We start from the raw sequence: 24,638 nt of genomic DNA, 5'->3' as shown, positions 1-24,638 counted from the left end.
ATGGCTTAATGCTTCACGGCCAGCACGTCGAGCTTACCGAACTTGCGGAGCTCGTACTCCTTGGTCATCAGAAAAATCAGGGGCGTAACCAGCAGAATGTGGGTCGAGGAGGTGAACACCCCGCCAATCATGGGCAGCACGATGGGCAGCATCACGTCCGAGCCCGTGCCCGTGGCCCACAGCACCGGCACCAGTCCGAACAGGGCCACCGACACGGTCATCAGCTTGGGCCGCAGTCGCTTGGCCGCCCCATTAAACACGGCATCCCGCAGGTCCTGCGTGGTAATCGTTTCGCTGGAATTGCCCTTGGCGGCCACCGCCTGCTGCATGGCATCGTTGAGGTAGATGACCATGATGACGCCCGTTTCCACGGCCAGCCCGAACAGGGCGATGAAGCCCACGGCCACGGCCACGGAGAGGTGTACGCCGTAGAAATACACCATGTAGGCCCCGCCAATGAGGGCAAAAGGAATGGTGACCAGACTCAGCAGGGCCTCCCGCACCGAGTGAAAGGCGAAGTACAGGCAGCCGAATATTACCAAAAGCACGATGGGCAAAATGAAGAGCAGCGTGCGCTGCGAGCTAATGAGGTTCTCGTACTGCCCGCTCCACTCCAGGTAGTAGCCGGCCGGCAGCTTGCCCTGGATGCTCTGCACCCGCTGCATGGCCTCCTTCACGGTGCCGCCCAGGTCCCGGTCGCGCACGTTGAAGAGCACTGCCCCGCGCAGCTGCGCGTTCTCGGAGTTAATCATGGGCGGGCCGTTGACAAAGCGCAGCCGGGCCACGGCCGAGAGCGGGACCGGGCCGTAGGCCGTGGTCTGGATGGGGATGCGGCCCATCGCGGCTACGCTGTTGCGAAAGTCCTCTGCCAGGCGCACGCTGATGCTGAAGCGCCGGCGCCCTTCCACGGTGGTGGCCACGGGCGCCCCGCCAATGGCCGTTTCCACCACTTCGTTGACCTGGTCTACGCTCAGGCCGTAGCGGGCCGCTGCGGGCGGTCAAGGTCAATCTGCAGGTACTTGCCGCCGGTAATGGGGTCCACGTAGAGGTCCTGCACCCCGGGCACGCCAGTGAGCGCGGCCCGCACCCGCTGCGATACCTGTTCAATGGTATCGAGCCTGCTGCCCGTAGACTTTTACGCCCACGTCGGTGCGCACGCCGGTGCTCAGCATGTTGATGCGGTTGATGATGGGCTGGGTCCAGCCGTTCACTACCCCGGGAATCTGCAGCTTGTCGTTGAGCTCCGCGATGAGCTTGGCCTTGGTCATGCCCGCCCGCCACTCACTGCGGGGCTTGAGCTGGATGATGGTTTCTATCATGCTCAGCGGGGCGTTGTCGGTGGCCGTGCTGGCCCGGCCGGCTTTGCCGAGCACCCCGGCCACTTCGGGCACCTGCTTGATAATCTTGTCCTGCACCTGCAGGATGCGCTTGACCTCGGTGTTGGACACGTCGGGCTGCGTGATGGGCATGAACAGAATGGAGCCCTCGTCGAGCGGGGGCATAAACTCCGTGCCCAGGCTCAGCAGCAGCGGGATGCTCACGGCCAGCAGCGCCAGGTTGATGGCAATGGTGGTTTTGCGCCAGGTCAGGCACCAGTTGATGAGCGGCGCGTACACCCGCTCCAGGCCCCGGTTGATGGGGTTCTGCTCCTCGGTCTTGAACTTGCCCTTCATGAAAAAGGACAGCAGCACCGGGGCCAGCGTCACGGCCAGCACAGCGTCGATGAGCAGGATGAACGTCTTGGTATAAGCCAGCGGGTGAAACAGCTTGCCCTCCTGCCCAGTGAGCAGAAACACCGGCAGGAAGGAAGCCACGATGATGATGGTGGAGAAGAAGATACCCCGCGAGACCTGCTGGCTGGACTTCTCGATGATGGCGAGGCGCTCGTCGTTAGTCATGGCGGAGGGGTTCAGAAGTGGAAAAAGGAACAGTGGGCACGGGTGGTCCACCGGGCGGCCCGGCGGCCGCGGCCTCTTCAGCGGCCTGGTGCAAAGCCAGGCTGCGGTAGGCGTTTTCGGCCATCACGATGCCGTTGTCGACGATGACGCCGATGGCCAGGGCGATGCCGGTGAGCGACATGATGTTGGAGGAGATGTCGAAGGCGTTGAGCAGAATGAAGCTCGTGGCGATGGTAATCGGGATTTGCAGCAGGATGCTCAGCGCGCTGCGCCAATGGAAGAGGAACACGAGCACCACCAGCGACACCACGGCCATTTCTTCCAGCAGCGTGTGCTTGATGTTGGCCACCGACTCCTCAATCAGCCCGCTGCGGTCGTAGACGATGTTGAAGGATACGCCCGCCGGCAGGCCTTGGCCACTTCCGTCATCTTGGCTTTGACGCGGGTGATGACGTCGTCGGCGTTCTCGCCGTAGCGCATTACTACGATGCCGCCCACGGCCTCGCCCTCGCCGTTGTGGTCGAAGATGCCCAGGCGGCTTTCGCCGGTCATCTGGACCGTGCCGAGGTCCTTGAGGCGCAGCGGCACCCCGCCAGCGCGGGTAAGTACCGGCACGTTTTCGAGCTTGGCCACGTCCTGGATGTAGCCGCTGGTTTTGATGATGTAGCCGATGCCGGCCTGCTCGAACTTGCGGCCGCCGGCCTCGTTGTTGTTGCTGCGCACGGCCGCGAGCACCTGCGGCAGCGTCACGTTGTAGTAGGTGAGTTTGGTGGGGTCCACCGTCACCTGGTACTCGGGCTGGAAGCCGCCGAAGCTAGCCACCTCGCTCACGCCGGCCACGGTTTGCAAACCGAACTTCACGTACCAGTCCTGCAGAGCGCGCTGCTCGCCCAGGTCGAGCTTGGGGGCGTTGAGCGTGTACCAGAGCACGTGGCCCACGCCGGTGCCGTCGGGCCCCAGCGTGGGCGTGATGCCGGCCGGCAGCAGCCGCTGGGCGTAGTTGAGGCGCTCCAGTACCCGCTCGCGGGCCCAGTAAATGTCGGTGTTGTCGGTGAAGATGACGTACACGAAGCTCATGCCGAACATGGAGGCCGCACGCACGGCCTTCACCTGGGCCAGCCCCTGCAGGTTGGTGACCAGCGGGTAGGTCACCTGGTCTTCGATAATCTGCGGGCTGCGGCCCATCCACTCCGTGAAGACAATGACCTGGTTTTCGGACAGGTCGGGGATGGCGTCAATCTTGCTGGCCCGCACCGAAAACGCGCCCCACACGAGGAGGCCGGCGGCGACCAGCAGTACCAGCACCCGATTCCGCAGGGAAAAGGAAATGAGTTGCTCTATCATCGAGAAACAGCAAATGGGAGAAGCGTCAGCCTACCGGAAACCCGTGACGGGACATCGGCAGGCCCCGGGGCAGTAGTGCCCGGACGCGGGGGCGGCCCAACCGCCTGGGCCGGACGCACCAAAGCCCCAGCGCCAACCGGCGTGGGGAACCAAGCAACCCGAAAGGCTAGACTAAAAGGCATGCCCGCGCACGTAGGCCGGGCATTCGGGCGGCGGGGCCGCGTGGGCCAGCAAGTCAGCGGCCGGCTCATCGGCCGGGTAAGCTACTTGCGCAAGCTGCCACACCAGCCGCAGCACGGCCGGGGCCGGCACCGCGTCGGGGGCCTGCAGCTGGAAGTGGGCGGCCGACAGCTTGATGTCCTTGAGCGCGCTGCTTACCTTCTGGTCATGGCAGCAGCCCGAAGCCGGCTTGCCCGTATCCTGGCAGCAGCAGTTCGTGTCGCCGTCCTGCGCCACCGAAACCGCCGTCAGTTCCTGGCCACAGAAGTGCATGCTGTAGACCAGCCCGGGGCTGGACAGCAGGTAGCTAAAGAGCAGAAACAGACTGGCGAAACGCTTCACGCGGCAAACGAGCCCAGTCGGGCCGAAGGTGGCTGCAAAGTACGGGAACCCTACCCGGAGGTTTTAACAGGATTCCTCTTCAATCGTGCAAAATTCATCGACGGTTGTTTTTTATTCCTGCCTGCCCGCCGGGTCTACCATGGATAGGCCTGGCTGAACAGCACGAGTACCCCGGCCAGCAGGTGAAGGCCAAATCGTTGCAGCTTATGGGCCGGCTTATGGTGTTCACACAGGCGGCCTTAACACGGGCGGCGGCGGTTGCGTTGCATTTGCGCCCACCTGCCGTATACTGCGGCTACCCAAGCCGCTTTCCTATGTCAGTTGAAGAAAACGAAGCTGCCGGCATGACGCAGGCTGGTGCGCTACGTGCTCACTATCGATAATATGTGCGCCCCGGACTGCATCGTCTGGGTGCGGGAGCAGTTAGTCGCGATGGGTCTGGTGGTAGACCGGGTGGCCGTGGGCGAAGCCGAAGTAGCCTCAGCCCACGTCAACGGCCCCGACCTGAAAGCCATCCAGGCCGTACTGGAAGCCGGCGGGTATCACTGGTGCACGCCGTCACCAAAGTCGGGTAGCCGCCCCGAGCCGGGCTATTTCGGCGGGTGCTGGCGCAGCCAGGCTTGCACCTGGTCGATTTCCCGCTGTTGGTCGATAAGAATCAGAAAAGCGGCTTTTTGAGGTCTTCGTCCCGCCCCAGTTCCAGTTCGGCCCGGGCCAGGGCGATGGAATTCTCGTGGTGGGGCACGAGCAAAGTGGCATAGTCGCGGTCGATGTCACCCGTGCCGGCGTCTGCTTTAGCACTTTCCTCCCCTGAACCGGGGGAGCTTGTGTGGAGTCCCCGCCGGCGATGATGCGGTGGGCTGCCGGGTGCAGGCCCTTGGTGGCGGCTTCCAGCAGCTGGGCAAACTGATGGGTCTTTGGGGTGTGCTCGGGGTAAGTTGGGGGCAGTGCCTGGATGCGGGCGATGGCGGAGTCCAGACCCGGAATAAGCTGCCGGTGGGCCTGGTAAATGTTGCGGGCGATGGTGCGCAGCACGGGGTCCTTGCCCTGCTGCAGCTCCAGGGCCGACATGGACACCGCCGCCTGGTGGTTTTCCCGCATGAGCAGGGCAAAGTACAGGTCGAGGTTGTCGCCGGGCATCAAGTCCCCGGAATGCTCGGCCATGGTGTGCAGGGTGGCCATCATCGTGACCGGCACCTGGGCAATATGGGAGTCCTGCGTCTCGTCGGAACGACTGCGGCAGCTGCCGAGCAGTAAACCAGTGGCCAGCAGCAGGGTCTGGGCACCCCTCAACGTGGGGATGGTAGCTTGATTCATTGGGGGAAGATAGGCGGTTGGTCGCAAAGCCGGCTGCTGACGGCGGAAGCGCGCCCCACTAGCCGGTTTGGCGCGGGCCGGCTGTTGTTCCAGCACTGTGGCTGTGGGTTAGGGGCGGCAAGCAGCTTCGCTGACGGGTACATCCGCCGGGAGCCGCAGAGACTGCCCGCCGCTGGAAAACGCTTGGGGTGCCGCCTGTTAGCCAGGGCCTAGGAAACGCTCCGCCAAGCCGCACTGGCCACCGCCTCGTTGAGGTAGGGCGACGCGTAGCCGGCCCCGGATTTGTGCATGAACAGGCCGGCTCCCCCTTCAGCGTGTCAATAATGGGCGCGAATAACTCCAGGGGCAGGGCCGGGCAGCCCTGGCTGCGTCCAAGGCGGCCGGTCTGTTTGATAAAGGCTTCGCTGACATAATCGGCGCCGTGCACCACGATGGCGCGGGCCGCGGCCTGGTCGTTGAAGCCGGGGTCCAACCCGTTCAGGCGCAGGGAGCGGCCGTGCTTACCCACGTACTCCGAGCCGGTCACGTAGAAGCCGAGGCTGCTGGCGTTGCTCCCGTTAAGGTTCGAAAACTGCGTGGCCTCCAGCTGGCCGGAGTTGTTGCCGTGGGCCACTAAGGAGCGGTAGAGCACTCGGTTGGCGGCCAGGTCCAGCACCCAGAAGCGCTTTTCCGAGGAAGGCAGGTCAAAGTCAATCACGGCGAGGCGCTGCTGCTCCGCTGGTACCTTGCCCTGCCGGCGCAGGTTCAAAAGCCGGTCAGGGCCTGCTCGAACACGGCAAAGCGCAGGCCCTGCTGCTCGGCTCCCAAGGCAGCGTACCGGGCCCGGAGCTGCGCGTCAAACCCGGCCACATGCCCGGGAGCCGAGGGGGAGGCACCTTATTGATTAGGAGGCTGGGGCTAGCGGCCGAGGAAGGCAGGAGCCCGCCCAGAGGCGTGGCCAGAAACAGGGCGGCCAGAAAGGGCAGCACCCGGCGGGTAGCCGGCTGGCTCTGGCGGCGCAGCTGGCGCAGTCGCTGAACAACGCTGGTGTTTTCCATAGCAGGAGTGGTAAGAGGGAAGAGGGTCCCGCGGCTTATAATCCAAAAAGCGCACCAACTTCGTCGTTTACGCCGCGGCGCTGCTTATCTTGGTTTACGCTAATTAGGCAGTTGCGTAGCTTGCTGCCTTCTCGCCACCCCCGACTTATGCCCACGTCCACCTCTGTAAAAACACCCGTCCACCTGTTTGACCTGCTTATAGAGCTTTTACTGACCAAGGACATGCCGGAAGTGCTGGTAGCCAGCCGCCTCAAGCCCTTTGTGCAGGGTTCGCGCCGGGAGCCGGAACGGCTGGGCCGCACCTTCCTCATCAGCAAGGGGCCCTATTTCACGTTGACCGCCACGTTTGAGAAGCCTTCCTTTAGTCTCTACCAAATTACAGCCCGGCTGACTCCGGCGGCCTACGCCCAGATTAAAACGCACGCCCAGGCGCTGCCGTTGGTCCCTACAACCGGAGCCACCTGGAAAAACAGTTGGCTCGGCTTGTGGCCCAAATTGGTAGTGAACCGGGGCGAAGCCTCCCAGCACGCCGTTACCGCTCGCTTTATGGGTGGGCTGCCCGCGCAGAAATTTATTATTCTGACGCGGAGCTAACGCCACCCCGGGCATTTCAGCGCAGCACGAGCACCGCGGTCAGGCCGGCCGCTCCGGCCTGGTAATAAGGCAGCACCAAAGCCCGGTCCTGCAGGCCCTTAATCAGCACCCGCTGCACCCGCGGGTACACCCAGTAGGCCAGCTCGGTGGAGGCCAGGCCGACCCCCGCGCCGGCTAGCACGTCCGACAGCCAGTGGTTGCCCTTAATCAGGCGAAGCGCGGCCACGCTTGTGGCCACGGAATAGCCCCCACGCGGTACCAGTTGCTGGTTTCTCCGTACTCACGGTCCAGAAACCGGGCCGCGGCAAAGGCGGCGCTGGTATGTTGGCTGGGAAAAGAGCTGAAGTCGCCGTTGTTCCCGGGCCGCTCGACGCGGGTGAGGTTTTTAGATTGCTGGTCAGCGTGTTGTTGATGGTGTAGGTAAGGGCAAACAGCAACGCTTGATTGACGGTGCTGTGCTTGCCTTTCACCCCAGCCAAACTCAGGCCCAGGGCCGCCGCGGCCGGCACGTGGCGCAGCTCATCATCGAGCGTGGTCCGAATAGGGGTCATGTGCTCGCCTTACTCTTCACGCACTTCGTCGTCCGAGCTGACCACCGCCACGCGGCGTGTGGTCAGCACCCCGACCGCAAACAGCCCCGCGGGCACCAGCACCCATTGGCCAGCGGGTTGCCCGGCCCAGTGGGAGGCCCGGCGCAGCACCGAATAGCGAGCCGGGCCGGGCAAGGAGTCGGGCGCCGGAACGTGCGGCGGCAGTTGCGCCGCCGATGCCAGGGGCAGCCCGAGTAGCAGTAGTAGCAGTGTGCCCACCAAGCGCTTCCGGGGCAACAAAGAAAAGTTAGGCATACGGTCACGGCAAGGGGTATCGAAAGATACGTCGCCGGCCCGGTTTTTTGCCAACCTACTGGCCGTACAACTGACCTAAAAGAACCAGCACGCCTACCACCAGGTAGATGCCCATGCGTTGCAGTTTCTGGGCGGGCTTATGGTGTTCACACATGCGGGCTTAACACCAAAGGCCGAGCTTGCGTTTCATGAACCTTACAAGGAATCAACCGGGTGGCCGCGTTCTTGCTGCCCATCGCCCGGGTGTTAATTGTGCTCCTTCTTTATTCTGCCTTGCTAAGCTTTCCCTAAAGCCTTTGGCGGACCTCACCGCTCAACAGATGTTCGCTGTCCCTGAAGGCCCGGAAGCCGCCCCCGGCCGTGATTCCTCCCCAACTCCGCCCGCCTCCACATCGACCGACCACGAGGAAGCAGTTGCGGACCCGGACCCGGAGCCCTCAATGGCGCCCGTGGACCCGGACGGCGACTTGGACCCCAGGGCCAGCAACACCGGCGACGTTCATCCTGTGTAAGCCCCGGCGCCTAGGGGATGGGGTGCGCCATGCCCTGGCGGTGTTCTTTGATGGTTTGCCATTCGCGCCGCAGAATGGCTTGCCACTCCCGAGCCAGGGCTACCTGCGGGGCTTCGCGGCCGTTGCGAATCTGCGTTTCAGCCAGCAGCAGTCCGCTTTGGTAGTAAAGGTCCATGAACGCCACATACTCCTCGTCGAGCGTGCCGGTGGGGACGGGTGTATCGAGCACGCGCTGCCCTCGCTGCAGGGCCTGCAGCATCACGCGGGACCGGGCCGGCGACGTGGAAAGGTAGTCGGAACCCGGACGGTGCAGCCGCTTGTGCACCTTTTCCAGGTCCGTCAGGCTGCGCAGGGTGCGGCGCCGGATGGAATCAGCCAGCTGGCGCAGGTGGGGGTCAAGGCCTCGGCTCCGCTCCTGGTCGGCCATGCTCTGGGCCCGCTCGTGGTAGATTTCCAGCAGGTCGCTGAATATATGGTCGGGGTTTTCCAGCGCGCTCCAGTTCGTGAGGTCGTCGCGCAGGTCGGCCATGATGACGCGCACCGACAGGCCCCCGGGGTTTTCCAGGTGGGTGGCCGGCTCCCGGCTATCGCCGTGGGAATGAGCGTTGGCTGCGGGCTTGGCCGACTTATTGGCGTTCGACTCCTGGTCGCAGCCTGCTTAGCAGCCCGAGTACCAGCGCAAAGCTCGATAAAATACGCAGGCGTAGCATTGAATAAAAAAGCGAATGACGCAAAAGGACTAGAAACTCAGCTTGGCAGGTGACCAAAAAGCCCACTTCTGGGCAAATATGGGCTTTTCTAGGTGAGTTTTCTGTTCGGGCGCTATTAGGGGTGGCCAGCTCCAGTGATTGAAACAAAGAAGAAATAACTAATAATTGCGGAACAGCGGTTGCTTCGTTGGTACGGGTCCCCGCCGCGGGTCGTAGGTGGCCAAGTGAAAAGATGAGGGGCTGGACCGGTGGCCGGAGTGGGTGCCCGCTGCGTCCGGCATACCGCAACAACCGGTGACGGCCCGGGTTAAGTGATTGCTGCTCCGCTCGAAAATGGTGTTGACCAGGGCGAGTCTAAGCGCGGACAAAAACAAATACGCCGTATCCGGGAAGAAGTGGCGTATTTGTCCGGTAGCAGCACAAAGTTTCAGGGTCTTCAAGCAACGTGCCGGCCGGGATTTCCGAGTACCGAATAGCAGTCTAACTACCCACGGGATAAATAAGGGAAGCGCCCGGTCTGCCTTAAATATTTTTACCGGAACGGCCCTTCCAGGGGGCCTGTACCGGGCCAGTTGCTTTCAGTTTATAGTAACAGTAAGAGTATATGAAATCTCTAGCCTCATCTCTCCTAGTGGCCGGTTTCTTTGCCTGGTCGGCTGCCCTCACCAGTTGCGAAAGCAAGCAGGACGGGCCCGCTCCCGCAGGGGCGGGGCCGGTGGACATAGAGTTTGAGAACGTGGTGGGCAGCGCGCCCTTGCAGCTCAACAACTCTACGCCCTACACCACGCCCGCCGGCGACCAGTTCACCGTGGCGACGCTGCGCTATTACATCTCCAACATCAAGCTTAAAAAAGCCGATGGCACGGAGTACGTGCAGCCCGAAAGCTACTACCTGATTGACCAGGAGCGCTTGGCGTCACAAAGATTCACCATTGCCAACGTGCCCGCTGGCACCTATACCGGCCTGACGTTCACTCTTGGCGTGGACGCGGCCCGCAACGTGGCCGGGGCCCAAACCGGGGCGCTGGCGCCCAGCGATATGTTCTGGGACTGGACCTCGGGCTACATCTTCACCAAGCTGGAGGGCCGCTCCCCCAGTCGCCATCCGGCACGCTGACCTACCAAATTATCGGGTTTACGGCCCCGTATGATGCCGTGCGCACCGTGTCACCGGCCATGCCGACCACCGGCACCGCAACCATTGAAGTCGGCAAGGCCTTCGTCCCGAAAGTGCACATCAAAGCCGACGTCCTGAAAATGTTCACCGGACCGACAACCGTCCGGTTTGCCACCATGAACGTCGTAATAAATGGGCCCGACGCCGTACGGATTGCCGATAACCAAGCGGCCGGTATGTTCACCATCGGCCACATTCACGGTGAATAAACCAGGGGTTGACACGGGGGAACGGACGGGCGGTACGGTCGGACGGCGTACTTGCTGGCGGGCGGGCCTACTGGCGCTGGCCTTGGCGAGCTGTCGGCCCGACGCGGACCTGGCGCCGCAGGACGACATACCCGGCGCGACGGTGCCGGCCAACTTCCCGGCTCCGACCTACCGTGCCGACCAGAACCCGCCCACCCGGGCGGCCTTTGAGCCTGGGCCGTCGCTTGTTCTACGACCCGCGGCTTTCGCGCACGGGCACCGTGTCGTGCGCCAGCTGCCACCAGCAATCGGTAGCCTTCGCTGACGCCGGCCGGGCTCTGAGTCAGGGCGTGGACAACCAGCAGGGCGTCCGCAACGCCCCCGCCCTACAGAACCTGCGCTGGAAGTCCACTTTTTGTGGGATGGCGGACCTCAGCATATCGAAACCATGCCCTTGGTGCCCATCCGCAACCCCCTGGAAATGGACCAATCTTTGGATACCCTCATGCGCCAACTCAACGGCGACATGGACTACGCGCGTCGGTTCGAGCAGGTATTCGGCCGCCGGCCCGTCGATTCCTACCGGCTGCTGCGGGCCCTGGCGCAGTTCACGGCGGCGCTCACCTCGGCAAACTCCCGTTACGACCGGTACTCGCGCAACGAGCCCGGCGGCGTACTCGACGCGGCCGAGCTACGTGGGCTGACCGTGGTGCGGCAGCAGTGCAGTCCTTGCCACGCGGGCGAGTTGTTCACCGACGAATCGTTTCGCAACAACGGGCTGGACCGGCAGTTTCCGCGCGACTCCGGCCGGGCCCATATTACCCGCAGCCCCTCGACGCCGGGCGCTTCAAAGTGCCGAGCCTGCGCAACGTGGCCCGTACGGCGCCCTACATGCACGACGGCCGGTTTACCACCTTGGGTCAGGTGCTGGACCATTACGACCAAGGCGTGAAGGAATCGGCTACCCTAGACCCGGGATTGCGCCGCCCCGGGGCCGCACCCGGCATCCCCTTTCGACGCAGGAGCGTCAGGATGTGCTAGCCTTTTTGCATACGCTCACCGACGAGGAGTTCCTGCGCAATCCGCAATTAGCCAAGCCCTGACTCCCTTTACAAATAGTGATACTACTCTTAGTGATACTACTCTCTGGGTATACCCTGCCGATGAGGGGAAACCGTGAAATACGCCATTCTTAAACCAGAAAAAGCTCATCTTAAATAAAGATGAGCTTTTCCAAAAAGACCTTTTTAAAGCAGCGTTATTGCTGGCTGCCGCGCTGCTCGTGCGAGTGCAGCGGCTCGTTATGGCCGTGCTCGTGCGAGTGGTGCAGGGCCGCTTCCTCGGCGTGTTTTTTGGCGTGGGCCGCGAAGCCGTAAGCGGTGTAGCCGTGGTGGGCGGCCTTCTCGTGGTCGCCTTTTTCAGGTGCTCGGCGGCGGCGCGGTGGTTTTGCAGGGCGTGCTCAAAGTAGTGAGCGGCCTTTTCGTGGGCCTCAATGATTTTCTGGTGCTCTTCGGGATGGTCGGCCATGGGGGTAAGGACTAAGTGGAGAAAAATGTAAATGCGCTTACGCACTAGCGGAAGTAGCGTTGAGTCAGGTGGGAATAAGTACCCAAGGGGAGGTCACGGCCCGGGTTTTAAAACGGTTTGATGTCAGCCGTTAGGCCAACACCTTATTCATTCCGCCGGCTCCCCAGCCTTAGTATAGTACGCCGTTACGGGGCTGCATGGGGGCGGGCAGGTCCGTTTCGCTCAGCATCTGGCGCAGGTCGATTTCGATGGTGCGGCACAGCGCCGTCATGGGCACGTCGTTCATCTTGTTTTCAAACGGGTTTTCGCTGATGTGGCCCACCAGGCTCGATGGTGACGAACACCCAGGACACCAGCATGGAAAAGGGTACCGTCAGCCAGTAATGGCCGTGGCCGAGCTTCTCGAACTCGCCCTGCACGCCTAGCGGCAACAGGGCCACCAGGAGCCAGACGAAGACGATGCTGGAAAAGGCGTACTGGCGCGGAAAGGGCGTGTTCTTAATCCGCTCGCAGCCGCCCTGCAGGTTGGTGAGTTCCCGTAGGTCCTCTACCATGGTGTGGTGCTGCAGGGAGTCGAAAAGCCCTTCCGCGTCGCGCAGGGCCTGGCTCTGCAGCAGCAGCAGTTGGGCCGGCGGGTTGGCCATCGTGCGCAGGTAGTCGGATTCGGCCGGGGCCAGGAATGGGGCCACGTCCTCGTCCCAGCGTTGGGGCTGGCGGCGCAGGTGCAGGCGCAGGGCGTTGGTCCAGGCCATCTGCCGGTATACCAACCGGCGTTGGGTGCTAACCTGTTCAGGCGTCAGGGTGCTGCGCGCTGGCTGCGTGTTGGCCAGTACCAGCATGGCCCAGTTGCGGCTGCGGTTGACGATGCCGCCCCACAGCTGCCGGGCCTCGTTGAAACGGTTGTAGGAGCTGCTGTTTTTAAAGCCCACGTAGAACGAAACGGCCACGCCCAGGATGCTCACCAGCTGCCAGGGAACGTCCAGCCAGGTCATCTTGAGGGGCCCGTGCAGGACGGCCAGGCCTAAATCATAGACAAAGAAAATCAGCAGGTCTTTCCAGGAGTAGTCCCAGATAACGCGCCAGTGAATGTGTTTTTGAACGTACATGCAAGCAAAAAAATAGCGGGTAAGGCCGTGGCAGTCGGCCCTAGGCGCCGGCAGGAGCGGAATCGGCAGGAGCGGAATGGGCTAGAGAATGCCGGCCAGCAGGTTGATGGTCAGGGCCACAATGCTGGTGTTGAAGGCAAAGGCCAGCAGGCCGTGCAGCATGACCAGTCGCCGCATGCGCGCGGAAGAAACGGCCACGTCAGCCGTCTGAGCGGTGGTGCCCACCACAAAAGCGAAATAGGCAAAGTCCCAGTACGAGGCCGGGGGCGCGCCCGGAAAGTCCAGCCCGCCCAGGTAGTCCGGTGGGTCCGTGGCCAGGTCCTCGCTGAAGTACACGTGGGCGTAGCGCAGAGCAAACACCGTGTGTACCAGCAACCAGGCCCCTACCACCGCCCCGGCCGACAAGCCCACGTGCACGGCCACTTCCCGCCCCTGCAGGTTGGGTAAATTCGTCATCAGGAAGACCACGGCCAGCAGCGAGGCGGCGCTGCCCACCAGCACCGCCACGAAGGTCCATGTCCGGCCCGGGTCCTGGCGGTTCGCCATGCGGCGGATATGGCTGGCATCGGCCCGGTGGGTGCCGGCCCATAGCAAGGCCAGGATACACAGACAAAACAGGTTCCAGGTGGCCACCAAGCGGGTGGCCGGCAGCAGGGTGCCGGGCAGCAGGGCCCACCCTACGCCCGCGGCACCCGCCGCCAGCAGCAGGCGCTGAGGCGCCGTTAGATTGAGCAGGTGCTGCTGCAGGTGGCGGTGGGCGAAAAACCGGGCAAAAGGCATGGCGAAAGAAACTGCGGGCCCGGAAGCCAGCCAATGGAGGAAAATTAATAGTTGATGTGCACCCCGTAGCTTTCGTCCTGGAGCACGTTTTTCCACTGGGCAATCAGCCGCTGGTAGGCCAGGCCTATAGGCCGCTGCTTGCGGTCGAGGTCGTAGAGGCCCAGCGGGTTCACGCGGCCGTTGTTTTCGCGCAGGGCCGTGTCCCAGTCCACCTGGTCGAGCAGCGAGTACCACGTGAAGCCCACCAGCGGAATGCCGTCCTGCTTGAGGCGGTAGGCGTTGGCCCACTGCCGCCACAGCCAGTTCACCGCGTCGGGCTCCCACAGGTTGGTTTCGGTGTGCATCAGGGGCATGCGGTAGCGGTCGAAGTACTGCTTGGCGATGACGTAGTAGCCGAACACGTCGCCGGCGGGGTAGGTGTGCCCGTCTTCGCGTACCATGCGCTCGTTGGTGCGGTAATAGTCCGTGCCCATGATGCACTTGGCCTTGATGTTCTGGTCGTCAAACCAGTGGTATTCCTCATCCGTCATCCCGTTTTTGAGCAGGAACTCGTACATGACCACGCTCACGGGGTAGCCGTAGGTCAAGTCCAGGCTCAAAAAGCGCTTCTGATTGAGGAAGTTGGCCAGGGGCCGGGCAGCCGGCGTTTCGGGGTGGAAGTACTCGGCCGACTCACTCTGGATGAAGGTGGCCCCGGGCTGCACGGCCAGGATGGCCTGCATGGCCAGCACATTGGCCCGGCACACGTGCTTGAGGGCCGTCACAAAGGCCTGGTCGCTGGCCAGGCACTCGTTCCACCAGCCGTACTGGGCCGAAAACATGGTGGTGACGAAGATTTCATTGATGGGGGTGTAGAACTGCAGGTCCGGGAACCGGGCGGCAAAAGCCCCGGCATAGGCAGCGAAGTACTCGGGGAATTCCGGGTTCTGAAAATTGCCCAGCCAGTCGGGCAGGCCGAAATGTAGCAAGTCCACCAGGGGCGTGATGCCCAGCTCGCGCAGGTGGGCGAAAGTCTCGTCGGTAAAGGCCCAGTCGTACTGGCCCGGCCCGGTGTGCACCCGGTAGTAGGGCGGGCCGTAGCGCAGAAAATCGATGCCCATTTCCTTGACCAGAGCGAAGTCTTCACGCCAGCGCTCGTAATGGCCGGTTTTTCCAGCTCGTCCACCCGCTGCATGGTGCCGTCCGGCAGTCGGATGGTGGGGTAGCTGTTTTCGATGCCGGTAGCAAACATGAAGGCGCTCATGGGCTTGGGGGTAAGATTAAAAGGAAATGGAAAAGTGCGTGCGCAGAGGCGGTTACAGGATGCTGAGCCGGCCGCCGTCCACGACCAGGGTAGTGCCGTTGATGTAGTGGGCATCGGCCGAGGCCAGATAGCAGATGGCGCCGGCAATGTCTTCGGGGTGGCCTACCTCACCCTCAATCTTCTCTTTGCCGCTTTTCACGTTCGGGTTGTTCCACAGCATGGGCGTGTCCACGGCGCCGGGCGCCACGCAGTTGGTGCGCACGTGGCTGGAAGGGTACTCCTGGCTCATGCCCCGGGTGAAGGCCTCCAAGGCCCCTTTGCTGGCCGCGTAGGGAATCACGTTGGCCGTGGTTTCCTGCGCGTGCACCGAGCTGATGTTGACGATGGCCCCGCCCTGCATGTGGGGCAGGCACAGTTTGCTGAGCAGAAACACGGCCCGCAGGTTCACGGCCATGACCAGGTCCCACTCCGCTACCGCCAGCTCGGTTATGGGCTTGAAGGTCATCATGGCCGCGTTGTTGACCAGCACGTCCACCCGGCCGTAGGCGGCTACTATTGTGCTCATGGCCGCCTCTACCTCGGCCACCAGGCCCAAATCAACCCGGATGGCCTGGGCCTGACCACCGTCTTTTTCAATTAGGGCCACGGTCTGCTGGGCAGTGGTTTCGTCGCGGTCCAGGACCACGACGGTTCCGCCTTCGGCTGCCAGCTGCAGGCAGGCCGCCCGGCCGATGCCGGAGCCGCCCCCGGTGACGAGGCATATTTTGTTGGTGAAGCGCATGGAGTCAGCGTTTGGTGGGAGTAGGGTGAGCGGACGTCTAGGCCTGCACCTGCCGCAGGTGGTGGAGCTGGTCGTGGTGAAAGCGGTGGGCCAGGGCAATCAGGGGCGGGTCGCTGCCGTGGGCGATGCCTTCCTGCACCAGCAGCAGGCCGGTACGCAGGTGGGCGGAGAGGGCCGCGGCAAAGTCGGCGTCCGGGTTGCCCGTCGGCGGGCGGGAGTACCGGGCCGCCGAATCGCAGGCCGCCTGCACGTCGCGGGAAAACTCCTGGTAGAAGCGGGTGTATTCTTCGGAGGCCTTGTCGTGGGTGCGCCCCGCGAGCCGGCCCAGCGCCAGGCTTTCCTGCTGCCACTCCCGGCGCAGCGTATCGGCCAGCGCCCGCAAGTCCGGGTCCCGCCCCGTGGCCCGTTCCACGGAGGCCGCCTGCTGGGCACCGCGGTAGTGCTCCAGCAGCAGCGAGGTTACATCGTGGTCGATGTTGCCCGAGCGGGCCACCGTGCGCAGGCGCTGCTGCGCCCGGGCGGCCACGGCCGGCGCGGAGTTCAGTTCTGGTTGGGCCGGGTCCGGATGGCGCTGGTGCGTGTCGGCCGTGTGCACCGGCTTTTCCGGCGTCGACTCCCGGCACGCGCCCAGCAGCAGCAACGTGAGCACACCCACAACGAAACGAGGTATCATGCAGCGAGTGAAGTAGCTTAGCACCGCCTGGGCACAAGCCAAGCAGTGACGGGAATATGAAAAAAGCGCGGGCTATAGGGTAGTGCGCACGATGTTGCTATGCCCCTGGTAGGCATCCTGCTGATTGAAGTGCTGCACCTGGTAATCCAAGGTGGTGCCAGCCGGAAAGGCTTCCGTATCGATAAAGGGAGAGCGGGCATTCGTCGCCACTTGCTGCCAGGCGTCCCCCTCTGTACCTACCCGGCGGTAGACGTGCACCTTTTCCAGCATTTCTTTGGAAAAGGCAATGTGCCGGCCAGCCGGCACCAGGGTGAGTTCGATGAGAAACTTATGCGAATCCATAGTAGGTAAGAAAATGCGGCTAGCTACACGAGCATGCCCAGAATAAGAAAGACCAGAAACCCGAGGAAAAACGCGGAGGTCAGCCAGGGCGACTCCGGCTCCTCGTGGGCTTCGGTCAGCAGCTCCTCGGTCACCAGGAACAGCAGCGCGGCCAAGCCGAAGGAGAGCACCAGCTCCATCACGTTGTCGGAGGCACCCTTGAGCACCGTAATGCCCACGCTGGCTCCCACTACCAGCAGGGCCGAAAGCGCGGCCACAATGCCCACGGTCCGGGCTTTGCCCTGCCCTTCCTGGCGCAGCTCCACGGCCGTGGCCAGCCCTAGCGACAGCACCTCGATGGTCAGGGCAATGGCCAGCAGCATGCCTTCTTCAGCCCCGGCGGCAAAGCCGATGCCCAGCAGCAGCCCGTCGATAAGGATGTCAATGCCGACCCCGGTGAGCAGGCCCATGGGCAGCGTGCCGGGACTCGCCGTTTCGCCCGGCGCGGTTTGGGAAGCCCACAGCACCCCGGGCGGCAGGGCCGGGGTGGGCACGGCTTTTTCCTTTTCGGCCGCCTTGCGGGTGAGCGAGCGCAGAGCCAGCATGACCCCGACCCCAATGGCGAAGCCCAAGCCAACTTCCAGCGGCCGGTGGCGGGCCACGATGTCGGGCAGCAACTCGACGGCCACCACGGAAAACACGACGCCGGCGGCAAAGTGCAGAATGGCACTGCGGATGGCCGCGCCCGGGGGCGAATGATGGCCACCACGGCGCCCACCACCATGACGGCGGCGGGTACCAGGGCATAAAGGAGCACCTGCGTCCAGGAGGGGATAATGGCTGGCGCAACGGAGAGAAACAGGGTCATCAGCTGGCTGAATTACATATTAAGTGCCCCGATGCCGGCCGCGTTGAGGCAGGCTTCCTTGAAGGCTTCGGCGTAGGTGGGATGGGCGTGCGACATTAGGCCCACGTCCTCGGCCGCGCCGCGGAAGTGCATGATGCCCACGGCCTCGGCGATGATGTCGGCAATGCGGGCACCAATCATGTGGACCCCCAGAATCTCGTCGGTCTGCGCGTCGGTGAGCACCTTCACCAGCCCTTCGGTATCCGCCCCGGCCACCGCCCGGCCCGAGGCCGAGTAGGGGAACGAGCCCACCTTGTAGGCCTTGCCCTGCTCTTTCAACTGCTCTTCCGTGTAGCCCACGCCGGCCACTTCGGGCCAGGTGTAGACCACGCCCGGAATCAACAGATAGTTGACTTCCGGGTGTTTGCCGGCAATGAGCTCGGCCACGTACACGCCCTCGTCGGAGGCCTTGTGCGCCAGCATGGCCCCGCGCACCACGTCGCCGATGGCCCAGATGCCGGGCACCGTCGTCTGCAGGTCCTCGTTGACCTTCACCCGGCCCTTCTCGTCCAACTCCACGCCGGCCGCGGCCAGGTTGAGCCCCTCGGTGTAGGGCCGGCGGCCCACCGACACCAGGCAGTAGTCGCCTTCGAGTTGCAGCTCGGCCGATGGCCCGCTTTGGGCCGTGAGCTTGACCGTGTCGCCGGCCCGCTCGACGGCCGTCACCTTGTGCGAGAGGTAAAACTCCAGGCCCTGCTTTTGAGGGAGCGCAGCAGTTCCTTGCCCAGGGTGCGGTCCATGGTGGGGATGATGGCATCGGTGTATTCGACCACCGACACCTTGCTGCCCAGCCGGGCGTACACCGAGCCCAGGCTCCAGGCCGATAACGCCGCCGCCCACAATAATCAGGTGCTTGGGCAACTCGCGCAAGGCCAGCGCCTCGGTGCTGGTGATGACACGCTCCTTGTCCAGGGTGATGAACGGCAGGGTGCTGGGCTTGGAGCCGGTGGCAATGATGATGTTCTTGGCCGTGAGCTGCTGCGATTCCCCACTGCCCCCGTCCACGGGCGCCACCTGCACGGTAGTGGCATTCACGAACGAGGCCACGCCGTGGAGGATGTCCACCTTGTTTTTCTTCATCAGAAACACGACCCCGTCGCATACCTTCTTCACCACCTGGTCCTTGCGCTCCATCATGCGGGGCAGGTCGGCGCGCAGGTTGTCAGCATCGATGCCGTGCTCGGCAAACTGGTGGGTGGCTTTCTGGTAGAGCTCGGTGGATTCGAGCACCGCCTTGCTGGGAATGCAGCCCACGTTCAGGCACGTACCGCCCAGGGTGGGATACTTTTCGATGATGGCCGTTTTCAGGCCCAGGCTGGCCGCAGCGCACGGCGGCGATGTAGCCGCCGGGGCCGGAGCCGATGATGAGGACGTCGTAGGAGGTCATGGGAGAGAGTGGGGCTAAGTCAGTTTAGAGGTGGGTTTCGTGCTGGGCGAAGTCGCCGCGCTCCACCTGAATGGTGGCGTGCTGAATGGGGTGCTTGGTGGTGATGTAGTCGTGGGTGCGGGTGAGCACGTCCTCGTGCCGGGCCTCGTCGGTGAGCACCACGTGGGCGCTGAGGGCGTTGACGCCGGAGGTAAGTACCCAGGCGTGCAGGTCGTGCACGGCCGCCACGCCAGGTACCTGCAGCAGCCCCTGCCGCATGGCTTCCAGGTTCACGTCGGCCGGGGTGCCTTCCAGCAGCACGTTCACCGACTCCTTGAGCAGGGCCCAGGTACGGGGCAGAATGAACAGGCCGATGCCGGCCGAGAGCAGCGGGTCGGCATAGTACCACTGGGTGGTAAGCATGATAACGCCCGCAATCAGAACGCCCACGGAGGTGAGCAGGTCGCTGAGCACTTCAAAGTAGGCGCCTTTCATGTTCAGGCTCTCGCCCGAGCTTTTGCGCAGCAGGTACACCCCGTAGAGGTTGACCAGCATGCCGACCCCGGCCACCCACATCATGGTGGTGCTTTCCACCTTGGGCGGATTCAAAAACCGGAAATAGGCTTCGTAAAGGATGTAGAACGAAATCAGAATCAGCACCACCGCATTGGTGAGGGCCGCCAGAATCTCGAAGCGGTAGTAGCCAAAGGTGCGTTGCGGGGTGGCTGGTTTCTCGCCGAAGCGAATGGCCAGCAGGGCCAGGCCCACGCCGGCCACGTCGGTGAGCATGTGGCCCGCATCGGCCAGCAGGGCGAGGCTACCAGTCCACCAGCCGCCAATGACTTCGGCTACCAGGTAAGCCAGCGTGGTGAAGAACACGATGGTCAGCGCGCGCTTGTTGCGTGAAGCGGCGCTGCCGCTCATGCCATGGGCCCCGCTCACGCCGATTGGCCGTTATGGTGGTGCGGTCCTTCGCGCAGTTCGCGGGGCATGGGCTCGACAACCGACAGGTTCGCTTTAAGCGGCAGGACGGCGGGAGCAGCCGGCGGAGTGCCGCCCGTACCCGGCGTGGAATAGTCCATGCGCTGAATGCGTACGGCATTGAGGATGGCCAGTAGGGCTACTCCCACGTCGGCAAATACGGCTTCCCACATCGTAGCCAGACCGCCGGCTCCCAGCGCCAGCACGATGCCCTTCACAATAAAGGCCAGCCAGATGTTCTGCCACACCACGCGGTGGGTGGCGCGGGCAATGCGGCGGGCGGTGGCAATCTTGCTGGGGTGGTCGGTTTGAATGACGACGTCGGCGGTTTCGATGGTGGCATCGGAGCCGAGGCCACCCATGGCAATGCCGACATCGGCCAGGGCCACCACGGGCGCGTCGTTCACGCCGTCGCCGACGAAGGCCAGCTTGCGGCCGGCGTCTTTGTACTCCTGCACGTAGCGGGCCTTGTCTTCGGGCAGCAGTCCCCCGTGCGCCTCGTCAATGCCGAGCTCCTTGGCTACGCGCTGGGTGATGCTGTCCTTGTCGCCGGAGAGCATCACGATTTTGGTGATGCCATCGGCCCGCAGCTCCTGCACGGTGCGGGCCGCGTCTTCCTTGGGCGAGTCGGCTACGGTCAGGTAACCGGCGTATTTGCCATCCACGGCAGCCACCACGATGCTATCGAGGACTTGGTCGACTTCAGTGGGGTAGGCGACGCTGAATTTGGTGAGCAGCTTGGTGTTGCCAGCCAGCACGTCGCGGCCATCCACCTTACCGCGCAGGCCGTGGCCGGCAATCTCCTCCACCTGGTCCACGGTCACTCCACTAGCTGCGGCGCCCGCGTGCAGGACCACCGCTTTGGCAATGGGGTGCGTGGACTTGGTTTCCAGCGCGCCCACCAGCCGCAACAGCTGGGGGCGTCCAGGCCCGCGGCGGGCTGCACCTGCTGCACGGCAAACACGCCCTGGGTTAGCGTACCGGTCTTGTCCATCACCACCGTGTCCAACTCGCGCATTAAATCCAGGAAGTTGGAGCCCTTGAACAGGATACCGGCTTTTGACGCCGCCCCGATGCCGCCGAAGTAGCCGAGCGGAATGCTGATGACCAGCGCGCAGGGGCAGGAAATGACCAGGAACACCAACGCCCGGTAGAGCCAGTTCCGGAATACGTAATCGTCTACTACAAAGTAGGGCACCACCACTAGCAGCACGGCCAGCAGCACCACAATCGGCGTGTACACCTTGGCGAACTTGGTGATGAACTGCTGGGTCTTGGCCTTGCGGCCCACCGCGTCCTGCACCATGGCCAAAATCTTGGCCAGCTTGGTGTCTTTGTAGTTCGCCGTCACCGCCACCTGAATCAGGCTTTCCAGGTTAACCATGCCGGCCAGCACCACCTCGCCCGTCTGCTTGGTCTGGGGCACCGATTCGCCGGTAAGGGCGGCGGTGTTAAACGAAGCCGGGCCTTTGGCGAGCGTACCGTCCAGCGCCACTTTCTCGCCTGGTTTCACCTCAATGGTATCCCCCACCACCACTTCCTTGGGGTCGAGTACCACGGTTTGCCCGTTGCGGATAACTGTCACCTCAGTGGCCTGAATCTCCAGCAGCGCCCGGATGCTGCGCTTGGCCCGGTTCACGGCCGCGTCCTGAAACAGCTCGCCCACGGTGTAGAACAGCATTACGGCGACGCCCTCCGGGTACTCGCCAATGGCAAAGGCCCCGAGCGTAGCGATGCTCATCAGCAGAAACTCGTTGAAGATGTTGCCCGAGGGAATGCTTTGCACGGCCGAGCGGATAACTTTCCAGCCCACCAGCAGAAACGCCACGCCGTACCAGAGCAGGCGTACGTAGCCGGTGAAGAAGCCAACTTTGTAGTAGTCGAGCGCAATGCCGGCCAGCAGCAGCACGAAGCTGACCCCGGGCCACAGGTAGGGGTTGTCGCCGGCCGGGCCGTGGTCGTGGTCGTCGCCATCGCCGTGGGAGTGGCCGGCGTGCTCGTCGGCGGTTTCCCCGCCCAGGTCCACGACTTTTTTGCCGGCGGGGTGGTGGTGGCCGCTGTGGTCGTGGCCGGATACGTCGTGCCCTTCGGGCTCGGCGGCGGCCTCGGGCGTAAGCTGGTCGCGGCTGAGCGCGCCCACGTTTTCGAGCTTCACCTGCTTGGCAGTGTTGAGCTCTTCGTCGGTATTGGGGGAGGTTGGGTCAGGCATAAGAAAAGAAGCGTCGGGTTAAAAAATAAGGCGTCGGCCAGCCGAAGGCTACCAATCCACGAAAAGCCGGCTACGCCCACCAGCACGAGCACGGCCCCGGTGAAGCGCCGCTCGTAGTGGGCTAGTCCGTCCAAGTTCAGGCGGCGCAGGCCGGTGTAGGCTCCCGCCACCAAGAGGCTCATGGCCCCCACGGATATCACCAGGTAGGTGCCCATTACCAGGGCCAGCGTGAGGGGGCCGTGCGAGCCGGCGGCTAGAAAGAACGTCTGAATTTCCAGGCACGGGGCCAGGAACATCGTCGCGGCGAGCCCCAGCACCACCCGCCCGCGCGGCCCGCGCACGACGGGTGCCGGGTCGGGGTGGGTGTGGCCCGGCCCCGACAAGGCATATGCCAGCCCGATGAGTACCAGCAGCGCCGGCGCCGCCACCTCGGCGAATTGCGAGAACCGCGCCGACAGGCGCCAACCCAGCAGGCCCAGTGCCAGGCCCAGCAGCACCGTGCTCAGCACGTGGGCCATCCCGGCGACCATCGTCACCCCCACCGCCCGCCGCAGGGGCCAGCGCTCCGCGCGGGCCACGGCCAGCACCGGCGCCCAGTGATTGGGAATCGCGGCGTGCAGCAGGCTTAAGAGCAGGCATCCGGTGAGCAGGTTGAGCATAGGCAGCGATACGAAGCGGAACGGTAAGGGGTGGAGATGGGCCCGGCTATTCTTCCTCTTCCGCGTTTTTCAGCTTGGCCAGCAGGGAGTAGGCGCCCTCCGTGACGATGCTCGTCGTCGTGGCGCTCAGGCCTTCGGGCAGGGTAACCTGGGTGTAGCCGTTTTCACTCACGCCGGTTTCCACGGCCACCATGCGGTAGCTGTTCTCCCCTTTGTCGGTAGGCTTGTCGTCCGCCACGAAAATGTAGTCCTTGCCCCCGAACTGCACCAGCGCCTTGTCGGGCAGCGCCGGTACGGTGGCCGCGTTGGTTTCGATAACGGCCCGCACGTAGGTGCCGGGCAGGCGGCTGGCGTCTTCGTGGCGCAGGTGGGCATACACCCGCACAGTGCGGTCCTCGCCCACGGTGCGGCCAATCAGGTAGATTTTGGCCTGGTGGTCGGCCCCTACGGAGTCGTTGGCCAGGGTGTAGCGCACGGTCTGGCCGTTGCGCAGCTGCGGCGCGTCCTTTTCAAACACGTTGAGCACCACGTCCAGGTGGCCGGGGTCGATGATTTCAAAGAGCACATCCGTCGCCGTCACGCTCTGGCCGGCGCTGGCGTTCACCGTTTTCAGAAAGCCGCCGCGGGGGCTTTCACCGGGGCCGTGGTGGTGAGCTTGCCGCCTACGGGCAGGCCGGCCAGGCGCAGGCGCGCGGCCTGGGCCGCTACCTGCGCTTGCAGGGCCCGGTACTCGGCGCGGGCCCGCTGGTAGTTTTTCTGCGGGGCCACTTCCTGCTTGTATAATTCTTCTTGCCGCGCGTATTCGGAGCGGGCGTACTCCAGCTGGCTGCTGGTTTCCAGGTACTTCTGCTGCAAGTCCAGAAACTCCGGGTTGCGGATGGTGGCCAGCACCTGCCCGGCCCGCACCCGCGAGCCCTGCAGCAGGGTGGTGCGCTCAACGATGCCGCCCAGCAGGGCGCTGACGGTCACCGCATTTTCGGGTGGCGCGTCAAGTGTGCCGTTTACTTTCAGGCCCCCGCTCAGGGCCCGTGCCTCCATCTTGCCCAGGCGGATGCCGGCCGTGCGCTGCTCGGCGGGCGAGAGGGTGGTTTCGGTGGCTTCCGCTTCTTCCGCTCCTTCGGGGGCGGGCTTGTCCTTCGTTGTGGCTACGGCGGGCGTTTCGGTAGTGGATTCGCCGGTAGCAGCTTCTTTATTATCAGTGCCGCAGCCGACCAGGGTCAGGCCCAGCAGCGCCAGGAATGCGATATTCTTCATGTAAAAGATTCAGGAAATCAAGAAAAGGGAGAGGTTACTGGGCCGTGCTGTTAAGCAGGTAGTCCAGCTCGATGACGGTCTGGTTGTGCTCCAGCAGCACCTCCAGGTAGGCCGTACGCAGGTTTAGCGCCCGCTCCAGGTTGACCAGGTACTCGCTGTAGCCGGTTTCGCCGGCCTTGAAGGCGCGGGTGCTCAGGCGCACAATCACGTCGGCCTGGGGCAGAGCCGTTTGCTGGTAGAACGTGAGGCGCTGCTGCTGCTCGGCGTGGCGCGCCACCAGCTCGTCCTGGCGGCCGGCCAGCTCGGCCAGCTGCCGCCGGTACGACACCGTGGCCACCTGCTCCTGCAGGCGGGCGGCCTGCACCCGACCTTTCTGCGGGCCGCGCAGGATGGGAATGCCCACCGAGCCCTGCACCCCTGAAACCGGTCGCTGCCCGAGTAGTAGCGGTCATCGCCGCCCACCCCGCCGATGGTCTGCGGGCCGATGAGCGACTGGTTGAAGTAGCCCAGGGTGACGTTAGGCAAGCCTTGGGCCTGCTCGGCGCGGGTAGCGGCCTGGCGCTGGGCAATAAGCTGCCGCAGCACCTGGGCATCCGGGTTCTGAGTCAGGCGGGCCGTGTCGCCCAGGGCGGGCAGCACCACGGGTTC

At 63.8% G+C, this 24,638-nt stretch carries 26 protein-coding genes and 5 pseudogenes; 8 read left to right on the top strand and 23 right to left on the bottom strand.

Annotation, left to right across the window (positions count from 1 at the left end; all coding sequences use genetic code 11):
• Positions 1-5 precede the first annotated feature (5 nt).
• The 5 genes and pseudogenes from ACFQT0_RS27550 to ACFQT0_RS27530 form a co-directional block, all read right to left on the bottom strand.
• Positions 6-1,898 (bottom strand): annotated as a pseudogene (locus ACFQT0_RS27550) (efflux RND transporter permease subunit).
• Positions 1,891-3,242, bottom strand: a pseudogene (locus ACFQT0_RS27545) (efflux RND transporter permease subunit). Before ACFQT0_RS27545 ends, ACFQT0_RS27550 begins: the two co-directional pseudogenes overlap by 8 nt.
• A gap of 171 nt (positions 3,243-3,413) precedes the next feature.
• Entirely contained in the window at positions 3,414-3,803 is a 390-nt protein-coding gene (locus ACFQT0_RS27540; RefSeq protein ID WP_380206402.1) for an HYC_CC_PP family protein, read from the bottom strand.
• Positions 3,804-4,361: 558 nt separating this feature from the next.
• Positions 4,362-5,120 carry a DUF305 domain-containing protein gene (locus tag ACFQT0_RS27535; RefSeq protein ID WP_380206401.1) on the bottom strand — a complete coding sequence of 253 codons (759 nt, stop codon included), beginning with the start codon at positions 5,118-5,120 and terminating at the stop codon, positions 4,362-4,364.
• A gap of 58 nt (positions 5,121-5,178) precedes the next feature.
• Positions 5,179-5,868, bottom strand: coding sequence for a murein L,D-transpeptidase catalytic domain family protein (locus ACFQT0_RS27530; RefSeq protein ID WP_380206400.1), 690 nt, complete (start codon positions 5,866-5,868; stop codon positions 5,179-5,181).
• 436 nt (positions 5,869-6,304) lie between these two features.
• Between ACFQT0_RS27530 and ACFQT0_RS27525 the strand changes: the two genes are divergently transcribed.
• Complete coding sequence (locus tag ACFQT0_RS27525; RefSeq protein WP_380206264.1) at positions 6,305-6,751, top strand: hypothetical protein; 447 nt, start codon at positions 6,305-6,307, stop codon at positions 6,749-6,751.
• 16 nt (positions 6,752-6,767) lie between these two features.
• Here the strand turns inward: ACFQT0_RS27525 and ACFQT0_RS27520 are convergent, their stop codons facing one another.
• From ACFQT0_RS27520 to ACFQT0_RS27510, 3 genes are read right to left on the bottom strand one after another with little or no spacing between them, the layout of a single operon-like run.
• The gene (locus ACFQT0_RS27520; protein ID WP_380206263.1) at positions 6,768-6,977 is read right to left on the bottom strand and encodes a hypothetical protein; all 210 of its coding nucleotides are present in this window, start codon (positions 6,975-6,977) and stop codon (positions 6,768-6,770) included.
• Positions 6,955-7,302, bottom strand: coding sequence for a hypothetical protein (locus ACFQT0_RS27515; protein WP_380206262.1), 348 nt, complete (start codon positions 7,300-7,302; stop codon positions 6,955-6,957). The genes ACFQT0_RS27520 and ACFQT0_RS27515 overlap by 23 nt, the downstream gene beginning before the upstream one ends.
• Positions 7,303-7,311: 9 nt before the next feature.
• Positions 7,312-7,560, bottom strand: a complete 249-nt coding sequence (locus tag ACFQT0_RS27510; RefSeq protein WP_380206261.1) for a hypothetical protein — start codon at positions 7,558-7,560, stop codon at positions 7,312-7,314.
• 356 nt (positions 7,561-7,916) lie between these two features.
• On the opposite strand from ACFQT0_RS27510, the gene ACFQT0_RS27505 reads away from it, so the two are divergent.
• Complete coding sequence (locus ACFQT0_RS27505; protein ID WP_380206260.1) at positions 7,917-8,108, top strand: hypothetical protein; 192 nt, start codon at positions 7,917-7,919, stop codon at positions 8,106-8,108.
• Between the two features lie 10 nt (positions 8,109-8,118).
• Here ACFQT0_RS27505 and ACFQT0_RS27500 read toward each other — a convergent pair whose 3' ends face one another.
• Complete coding sequence (locus ACFQT0_RS27500) at positions 8,119-8,649, bottom strand: hypothetical protein (RefSeq protein WP_380206259.1); 531 nt, start codon at positions 8,647-8,649, stop codon at positions 8,119-8,121.
• An 800-nt stretch (positions 8,650-9,449) separates the two neighbouring features.
• Here ACFQT0_RS27500 and ACFQT0_RS27495 point away from each other — a divergent pair.
• The 5 genes and pseudogenes from ACFQT0_RS27495 to ACFQT0_RS27475 all read left to right on the top strand — a co-directional run bounded on the left by ACFQT0_RS27495 (position 9,450) and on the right by ACFQT0_RS27475 (position 11,651).
• Entirely contained in the window at positions 9,450-9,935 is a 486-nt protein-coding gene (locus ACFQT0_RS27495) for an MbnP family protein (protein ID WP_380206258.1), read from the top strand.
• 38 nt (positions 9,936-9,973) lie between these two features.
• Complete coding sequence (locus ACFQT0_RS27490) at positions 9,974-10,204, top strand: hypothetical protein (protein ID WP_380206257.1); 231 nt, start codon at positions 9,974-9,976, stop codon at positions 10,202-10,204.
• Positions 10,205-10,286: 82 nt separating this feature from the next.
• Positions 10,287-10,508 carry a hypothetical protein gene (locus ACFQT0_RS27485; protein WP_380206445.1) on the top strand — a complete coding sequence of 74 codons (222 nt, stop codon included), beginning with the start codon at positions 10,287-10,289 and terminating at the stop codon, positions 10,506-10,508.
• Positions 10,465-11,135, top strand: a pseudogene (locus ACFQT0_RS27480) (cytochrome-c peroxidase). Before ACFQT0_RS27485 ends, ACFQT0_RS27480 begins: the two are co-directional and overlap by 44 nt.
• Positions 11,136-11,471: 336 nt before the next feature.
• Positions 11,472-11,651, top strand: coding sequence for a hypothetical protein (locus tag ACFQT0_RS27475; RefSeq protein WP_380206399.1), 180 nt, complete (start codon positions 11,472-11,474; stop codon positions 11,649-11,651).
• 228 nt (positions 11,652-11,879) lie between these two features.
• On the opposite strand, the gene ACFQT0_RS27470 is transcribed toward ACFQT0_RS27475, so the two are convergent.
• From ACFQT0_RS27470 to ACFQT0_RS27435, 8 genes are all read right to left on the bottom strand, one after another.
• On the bottom strand, positions 11,880-12,032 hold the full coding sequence (locus tag ACFQT0_RS27470; protein WP_380206255.1) for a hypothetical protein: 153 nt from the start codon (positions 12,030-12,032) through the stop codon (positions 11,880-11,882).
• Complete coding sequence (locus tag ACFQT0_RS27465) at positions 12,004-12,816, bottom strand: bestrophin family protein (protein WP_380206254.1); 813 nt, start codon at positions 12,814-12,816, stop codon at positions 12,004-12,006. Before ACFQT0_RS27465 ends, ACFQT0_RS27470 begins: the two co-directional genes overlap by 29 nt.
• An 81-nt stretch (positions 12,817-12,897) precedes the next feature.
• Positions 12,898-13,596, bottom strand: a complete 699-nt coding sequence (locus ACFQT0_RS27460; RefSeq protein ID WP_380206253.1) for a DUF1345 domain-containing protein — start codon at positions 13,594-13,596, stop codon at positions 12,898-12,900.
• 44 nt (positions 13,597-13,640) lie between these two features.
• A complete protein-coding gene (locus ACFQT0_RS27455; protein ID WP_380206252.1) occupies positions 13,641-14,696 on the bottom strand; it encodes a family 1 glycosylhydrolase in 1,056 nt (351 codons plus the stop codon).
• A 195-nt stretch (positions 14,697-14,891) separates the two neighbouring features.
• On the bottom strand, positions 14,892-15,620 hold the full coding sequence (locus ACFQT0_RS27450; protein ID WP_380206250.1) for an SDR family NAD(P)-dependent oxidoreductase: 729 nt from the start codon (positions 15,618-15,620) through the stop codon (positions 14,892-14,894).
• A gap of 37 nt (positions 15,621-15,657) precedes the next feature.
• Positions 15,658-16,293: a hypothetical protein gene (locus ACFQT0_RS27445; RefSeq protein WP_380206249.1), complete on the bottom strand. Its 636-nt coding sequence runs from the start codon at positions 16,291-16,293 to the stop codon at positions 15,658-15,660.
• A gap of 72 nt (positions 16,294-16,365) precedes the next feature.
• Positions 16,366-16,635 carry a hypothetical protein gene (locus ACFQT0_RS27440; RefSeq protein WP_380206248.1) on the bottom strand — a complete coding sequence of 90 codons (270 nt, stop codon included), beginning with the start codon at positions 16,633-16,635 and terminating at the stop codon, positions 16,366-16,368.
• Positions 16,636-16,658: 23 nt separating this feature from the next.
• Entirely contained in the window at positions 16,659-17,276 is a 618-nt protein-coding gene (locus ACFQT0_RS27435) for a ZIP family metal transporter (RefSeq protein ID WP_380206247.1), read from the bottom strand.
• On the opposite strand from ACFQT0_RS27435, the gene ACFQT0_RS27430 reads away from it, so the two are divergent.
• Positions 17,265-17,423 (top strand): hypothetical protein, encoded by a 159-nt coding sequence (locus tag ACFQT0_RS27430; RefSeq protein ID WP_380206246.1) that lies wholly within the window; start codon positions 17,265-17,267, stop codon positions 17,421-17,423. The genes ACFQT0_RS27435 and ACFQT0_RS27430 overlap by 12 nt on opposite strands.
• Before the next feature lie 71 nt (positions 17,424-17,494).
• Here ACFQT0_RS27430 and lpdA read toward each other — a convergent pair whose 3' ends face one another.
• From lpdA to ACFQT0_RS31785, 6 genes and pseudogenes are all read right to left on the bottom strand, one after another.
• The gene (gene lpdA, locus ACFQT0_RS27425) at positions 17,495-18,796 is read right to left on the bottom strand and encodes a dihydrolipoyl dehydrogenase (RefSeq protein WP_380206443.1); all 1,302 of its coding nucleotides are present in this window, start codon (positions 18,794-18,796) and stop codon (positions 17,495-17,497) included.
• Positions 18,797-18,932: 136 nt separating this feature from the next.
• Entirely contained in the window at positions 18,933-19,829 is an 897-nt protein-coding gene (locus ACFQT0_RS27420; protein WP_380206398.1) for a cation diffusion facilitator family transporter, read from the bottom strand.
• Positions 19,826-22,077 (bottom strand): annotated as a pseudogene (locus ACFQT0_RS27415) (heavy metal translocating P-type ATPase). Before ACFQT0_RS27415 ends, ACFQT0_RS27420 begins: the two are co-directional and overlap by 4 nt.
• The gene (locus ACFQT0_RS27410) at positions 22,020-22,736 is read right to left on the bottom strand and encodes a hypothetical protein (protein ID WP_380206397.1); all 717 of its coding nucleotides are present in this window, start codon (positions 22,734-22,736) and stop codon (positions 22,020-22,022) included. Before ACFQT0_RS27410 ends, ACFQT0_RS27415 begins: the two are co-directional and overlap by 58 nt.
• 46 nt (positions 22,737-22,782) lie before the next feature.
• Positions 22,783-23,774: pseudogene (locus ACFQT0_RS27405) on the bottom strand (efflux RND transporter periplasmic adaptor subunit).
• A 250-nt stretch (positions 23,775-24,024) separates the two neighbouring features.
• Complete coding sequence (locus tag ACFQT0_RS31785; protein ID WP_449272096.1) at positions 24,025-24,354, bottom strand: hypothetical protein; 330 nt, start codon at positions 24,352-24,354, stop codon at positions 24,025-24,027.
• Between the last annotated feature and the right edge of the window lie 284 nt (positions 24,355-24,638).

The sequence above is a fragment of the Hymenobacter humi genome, from assembly GCF_042665855.1.
Classification (GTDB): domain Bacteria; phylum Bacteroidota; class Bacteroidia; order Cytophagales; family Hymenobacteraceae; genus Hymenobacter; species Hymenobacter humi.
Note: the sequence above shows the minus strand (reverse complement) of the source record. Positions and strands in the feature narration are given on the sequence as shown.